4 protein-coding genes are annotated in these 6543 nt (G+C 48.3%); all 4 read right to left on the bottom strand.

Translation table 11 applies throughout. The features are described 5' to 3' along the window. Positions 1–55: 55 nt before the first annotated feature. Complete coding sequence (clpB, locus tag QZT18_RS23130) at positions 56–2647, bottom strand: ATP-dependent chaperone ClpB (RefSeq protein ID WP_294152042.1); 2592 nt, start codon at positions 2645–2647, stop codon at positions 56–58. An 831-nt stretch (positions 2648–3478) separates the two neighbouring features. Further along, positions 3479–4768, bottom strand: coding sequence for a hypothetical protein (locus QZT18_RS23125; RefSeq protein WP_294152040.1), 1290 nt, complete (start codon positions 4766–4768; stop codon positions 3479–3481). 157 nt (positions 4769–4925) lie between these two features. Then, positions 4926–5900 carry an aldo/keto reductase gene (locus QZT18_RS23120; RefSeq protein WP_294152039.1) on the bottom strand — a complete coding sequence of 325 codons (975 nt, stop codon included), beginning with the start codon at positions 5898–5900 and terminating at the stop codon, positions 4926–4928. A gap of 82 nt (positions 5901–5982) precedes the next feature. Beyond that, entirely contained in the window at positions 5983–6315 is a 333-nt protein-coding gene (locus QZT18_RS23115) for a carboxymuconolactone decarboxylase family protein (protein WP_294152037.1), read from the bottom strand. Positions 6316–6543: the final 228 nt, after the last annotated feature.

Here is a 6543-nt window from a genome sequence, read left to right as displayed (position 1 = left end):
CCACTCCCCCGTCCGCCGTCTTACAGAGGCGTCCTCGCATCTCAACTAAATCCCCTTATTCCACGCGGACTGCGGACGCTTCGAGTTTTCCATCGGTCAGGTCAATCTGGATGGTGTCTCCCGCTCTTACGCCGTCCGACAGAATCAATCTTGCGGCCAGAGTTTCCACGTTCTTTTGCAGATATCTCTTAAGAGGCCTTGCGCCATAAACGGGATCGTAACCATTTTCCACGATAAATTCTTTTGCTCGGTCTGTCAGTGCAATGGAGAGTTCCTTGTCGGCCAGACGTTTGTTGACATCCTCGACCAACAGATTGATGATACCGCCGATATTGCCCCTGGTGAGAGGTTTAAACAGAATAATCTCATCCAGACGGTTCAGGAACTCCGGACGGAAATGGGCGCGTAAATCGTGCATAACCGCTGATTCGGCATCCGGCAGAATCATGCCGCTGTCGTCGATTCCTTCCAGCAGATACTGGGAACCGATATTGGAGGTCATAATCAGGATTGTATTCTTAAAGTCCACCGTCTTACCCGTGGAGTCCGTAATCCGTCCGTCGTCCAGCACCTGGAGCAGTACGTTGAATACGTCCGGATGGGCCTTCTCGACCTCATCAAACAGGACAACACAGTAAGGTTTTCTGCGGACGGCTTCCGTAAGCTGGCCGCCCTCGTCGTATCCGACATATCCTGGCGGCGCTCCGATCAGACGTGATACGGAGTGCTTCTCCATGTATTCACTCATATCGATACGGACCATGTTATTCTCGTCGTCGAACAGACTTTCCGCCAGCGCTTTGGCAAGCTCTGTCTTTCCGACGCCGGTAGGTCCGAGGAACAGGAAGGAACCAATCGGTTTGGACGGGTCTTTAATTCCCGCTTTGGAGCGGATCACCGCCTCCGTCACCTTGGTCACGGCCTCATCCTGGCCAATCACACGTTTGTGGAGAATCTCATCCATATGGAGCGTCTTGCTTCTCTCACTCTCCGTCAGTTTCGCAACCGGGATTCCGGTCCACTTCGATATGATTCTGGCTATCTCTTCATCGGTTACACTCTCGTGTACCAGGCTCATTTCCTCGTTCTTTACGCGCTCCTCTTCCTGCTCCAATTGTTTTGTAAGCTCCGGCAGTTTGCCGTACTGGAGTTCCGCGGCGCGGTTCAAATCGTAAGCCTGTTTTGCCGTCTGGATCTCGCTGTTGATATGCTCGATCTCCTCGCGCAGTTTGGACAGTTTATCTACGGATGACTTCTCGTTCTCCCACTGTGCCTTCTGGGCGGTAAATTCGTCTTTTAACTCCGCCAGTTCTTTCTGCAGATCTTCCAGACGGTCTTTACTGAGCCGGTCGGTCTCTTTCTTTAAAGCGGCCTCCTCAATCTCAAGCTGCATGATACGCCTTGACAGTTCATCCAGCTCCGCCGGCATGGAATCCATCTCCGTTTTAATCATCGCACAGGCTTCATCCACCAGGTCAATCGCCTTATCCGGCAGGAACCGGTCGGAAATATAACGGTCGGACAAAATAGCTGCCGATACAAGGGCAGAATCGGTAATTTTTACGCCGTGGTAAACCTCATATCTCTCTTTCAGTCCCCTCAGGATAGAAATTGTATCCTCAACGGTAGGTTCATCCACGCGCACCGGCTGGAAACGGCGCTCCAGGGCGGCATCTTTTTCTATATATTTTCTGTACTCATCCAATGTGGTCGCGCCGATACAGTGGAGTTCTCCTCTGGCCAGCATCGGTTTCAGCATATTTCCGGCGTCCATGGAACCTTCCGTCTTACCGGCTCCGACAATCGTGTGAAGCTCATCAATGAACAGGATAATCTGTCCTTCGCTCTTTTTCACCTCATCCAGCACTGCTTTAAGACGTTCCTCAAACTCACCGCGGTACTTGGCTCCAGCCATCAGAGCGCCCATATCCAGGGCAAAAAGTCTTTTATCCTTCAGTCCTTCCGGTACGTCTCCCCTGACAATACGCTGTGCCAGTCCCTCAACTACGGCTGTCTTACCAACGCCTGGTTCACCAATCAGCACCGGGTTGTTCTTTGTCTTTCTGGAAAGAATCATGACCACGTTACGAATCTCACTGTCACGGCCAATTACCGGATCAAGCTTCTGATCCCTGGCCCGTTCCACGAGGTCATAACCGTATTTATTCAGCGTGTCATAGGTTGCCTCCGGGTTGTCACTGACCACCCTCTGGTTCCCTCTCACTGTAGAAAGCGCCTGCAGAAAATTCTCCCTGGTAATTCCGTAAAGCCGGAACAGGTCTTTCACGGTGCGGTTCGGCTGTTTCAGCATGGCAAGGAAAAGGTGTTCCACGGAAACATACTCGTCTCCCATGGCCTTTGCCTCATCCTCGGCATTCACCAGAACCTTGTTGGCGTCATTAGAAAAATAAACCTGCCCGCCCGACACCTTCGGAAGCTTTCCGATACTCTGTATCACTTCATTGACAAGCTGTTCGGCGGAGATTCCCATCTTTGTTACCAGTTTGGAAATCAGACTGTCATCTATCGTCAGCAGACTTAGTAACAGGTGTTCCTGATCGATCTGCTGGTTTCCATATTCATAAGCTAACTTCTCTGTATTTTGCACTGCTTCCAGAGATTTTTGTGTAAATTTATTGATATTCATAATTGCTGCCTCCTCTCGCAAAATTATGATTGTTTCAGTGTTCTAGTAGTAATATAACAGATGTTGTTAGCACTGTCAAGAGGAGAGTGCTAATTTTATGTGAAATTTAGTTGAAGGGGGGACGCTGGTGGGAGGATGGCGGACGCTCCCGTCAAGTGGACGGGCGTATTGCCGCAGCCACTACATTCATATTTACCAACATACGTTTATTTTTATACACAAAAAGTTGATTCGTACCTTCTATAAATATAAGGCTGCGGATCAACTTCCATTTTTTGCTTTACTTTCATTTTTTACTTTACTTTCATTTTTTACTTTACTTCCATTTTTTGCTTTACTTCCATTTTTCGCTATAATAATTAATTGATTTAAAAATTTACAGTGTGTTTCAGCACAATCCCCCTATATCACCTTCTAAACATATTACCCTAAAATAACTGCCCCCAAAACAGCGTAAAACATTCCCCCTATAAAAATCCAAACATACGCAGCAGCCGCGGCATTCCCCATCCTCTTTGAACAAAGAGAATAATCAGCGGCCTCAGGCCCTGGTTTGGGATGGCGATACACTGCGCGTCTTCAGTCCCGGTTATAACTTTCCCAGTGGAGAAGCAGGGAGAAAAAATCTCTTCCGGGGATGTTTTGATCCGCCGGTGCTTGGGCGCCGTATCAGGGCGCCTTAGCATCCGCTGCGCGGTCCGTAAGAGGGAGCGGTCCCCGGAGGAGATTTCTTTCTGCCCGGATTCCCCACCCACGACTAAGCTCAAACCGGGACTGAAGACTCACCACTTCCCTCTCCCCATCCCAAACCCCGGCCATCCGTCAGCGTTCTCATTTTTCACTCCCAAACCCCTTATAGGATGCCAACAGCTTCTCCACAAGCTGTTCGCGCCCCATTGAAAGTAATTCAGCCTTATCCGCCTTATGCCAGTCAATCGACGCCGTCTTTTTTTCAAGTCCGCTGAATCTTGTATCCGCAATCTTTAAATATTCGTCCTCGCTTATCTCCTTATCATCCGCATCCGTGTAGGTAACGCTCACCGCCTGCCCGTCAAACACAGTGCCCTTGCAGCCAAGTCCCATCTCATCGACCTTTCCTCCGTTCATGAACAGTGCGCGCTTGTAAGTATAACTCATATCCGCACCGCCCCTGATCGTATCGTCGAATATGTAGTAATAGAGATTCTGCTGGGCATCGTAATATACCGGCACGGTTTCGGTGATAATGTCAGACTGGGAGTCTCCCTCCGGCATGCTGAGTTCAAACGCATTAAGGCCGTCAAAATTCTTATTTACTTCGTAGTAATAACTGTAGGTGTATAACCCCGTTCCCTGGCAGCTGGATGTAATCAGTTCCAGTCTTCCGTTATGGTCCAGATCCGTCACGGCGTAGAAATAGAGGACACCCTCGTCTTCCATTGTATCCGCCCACTGCGCGGCATTGTCCGCCATGAGCTGCACCTGCTGGGCGGCATCACCGGCTTTGGCCTCCGTCTCGGCTTTCTGGTCCGCCTGGTATTCGGCGATTCCTTCCATTACAAGCTGGATGGTGTCGGAATAGTGGTTTTTCATCAGATATTCGGTTAAAAGTCCCCGCTCCAGGGAGAATTCTCGTCCTGTTCCCGCCTGGGTATAGAGCCTGACTTCATGATAGCTTTTTTCGGGCTGGCTCTGCTGGGCGTATTCGTTAATAATAATGATATCCTTCTTCCCGTCTCCGTTGTAATCCTTAAAGGCTACTGCTGCAACTTTGATAAAATGCTGTTCCGTTCGCCTGTTATCTTCCGTCATTCCCGGTAAATCAAAAGCCGTTTCTCCGTTCCTCATCAGTTTAAAACTGACATCTCCGTCTTTGTTTTCCTTCGGCATAAATGCTGTAAATGTTACATTGCCCCAGCCATCCAGAGTCACGTCGAATGTCTGCTCCTCTATCTGAGGCCCGTACTGGTCCTCCTCACGGCCGCTCTCCTTTGTGTTCTCACTCTCATCGTCTCCACTGTCAATCGAAATCAGGCCGCCGGTTTCTTCCTGTTCTGCTTTTTCCTCCGATGCTTTTTCAGCGCAGCCGGACATAATTCCCATAAGAGCCGCCAGACCTAATATTACCAATTTTCTTTTCATGCTGTTTCTCCGCTTTCCCGTCCCGTGCAATACAGAAATCTCCTGCAAAGCACTGACTTTGTTGTCTTAATCCGAGTACAGCTATACTATAGTTCATTGCAATATTCATTTCAACTTAAGAATTATTACACTTCATTTAAGCAGAAGGCGCGGACTTCTATTCTTCCGGCAAGGCGCCGACAATCTTATGCCTTAAATATAATTCTTCCAGATAAGAAACATCCTCATCTGAAATGGTAAGATCAAGCGCTTTGACCGCATCGTCAAAGTGAGGCACACTGGTAGCTCCGACGATCGGAGCCGTAACTCCCTTTTTATACTGCCATGCCAGGGCAATCTGCGACATGGAAACGCCGTATTTCTTTGCCAGTTCATCGACTCTTCCGATGATCTGAAGGTCATTTTCCATCGCCTGATCGTATTTTAAACGGAGCGTCTTATCCGTCCGGCTTCTTTTTGACTCCGTCGTCCACCCGGTGTGTGTCAGATGTCCTCCCGCCAGCGGGCTGTACGGAATCCTCGCCACATGGTACTGCTCACAGATCGGAATTAATTCTCTTTCGTCCTCTCTGTATAAGAGATTATAGTGGTTCTGCATGGTGGAAAAAAGGGTCCATCCGTTTTTCTCCGCTGTTATCTGCAGGTTGTGGAACTGATACCCGTACATGGCGGATGCCCCGATTGCACGGACCTTTCCCGCCTTTACAAGTGTATCCAAAGCCTCCATGGTCTCCTCAACTGGTGTATCATAGTCAAAGCGGTGAATCTGATAGAGATCCAGATAATCGGTTCCAAGACGCCTCAGAGTTCCGTCTATTTCTCTTGCAATTGCTTCTTTTGAAAGCTTCCCTTCATTAAAATAGACCTTGGAAGCCAGAACCACCTTATTTCTTCCGATTCCCAGCTCCTTCAGGGCATTACCGATATATTCCTCACTGGTGCCGTGTGAATACGTATTGGCGGTATCGATAAAATTAACACCCAGCTCCAGAGCGTGGCCAATCATCGCCGTGGTGTGCTCCTGATCCAGGGTCCAAAGGTGAAAATCTTCCGTAGCCTTTCCAAAGGACATACCTCCCACACAGATTCGTGAAACCTGTATTCCTGTTTTTCCTAATTCTGTATATTTCATTCTTAATCCTGCCTCCCGTCATCCGGACACGATGGATATCTGTGTCATGACTATCCTGTTTACGGTAACCTGTTAATCCTTTTTATGTCGTAGATTCTTCTGCCCAAACTTCCTTCGCCATGCGAAAAGCCGCCCATGCCTTTGGCCAGCCCGCGTAAAAAGCGGCGTGAGTCAAAATCTCCGCAATCTCGGTCTTTGTAATACCATTCTCTTTCGCAGTAATCAGATGATACCGGAAAGAAGAATCCACCAGCCCCTGCGCCATCAGCGCCACGATCGTCACAATGCTCCGATCCCGGAGCGGCAGCTTATCTTCCCTGCTCCATACCTCTCCAAATAATACATCGTCATTTAACTGGGCAAATTTTGGAGCGAACTCTCCAAGAGCATCTCTACCTGCCGTCTGTTTTACCATATTCTATCCTCCTTAAATTTTGTATCAATCTGTGACATTCAGCATACGCCTTGAAGTGAACTCCAAGTCAAGGATTTTTTTCAGATGTTCTTGTAAAATGTAATATTAAATTCTTGTTTCACCAACTAACTTCGTGATTAGCGATTTTAGTGTTACACTTATCATGCTATGATTTATCTTGGTAAGTGGATTCCTCCAGCCAAGGAGGATTATTTATGCCTAAGAAAA

It is taken from the genome of uncultured Clostridium sp., assembly GCF_900547735.1.
In the GTDB taxonomy this organism is placed as follows: Bacteria; Bacillota; Clostridia; order Lachnospirales; family Lachnospiraceae; genus Otoolea.
Note: the sequence above shows the minus strand (reverse complement) of the source record. Positions and strands in the feature narration are given on the sequence as shown.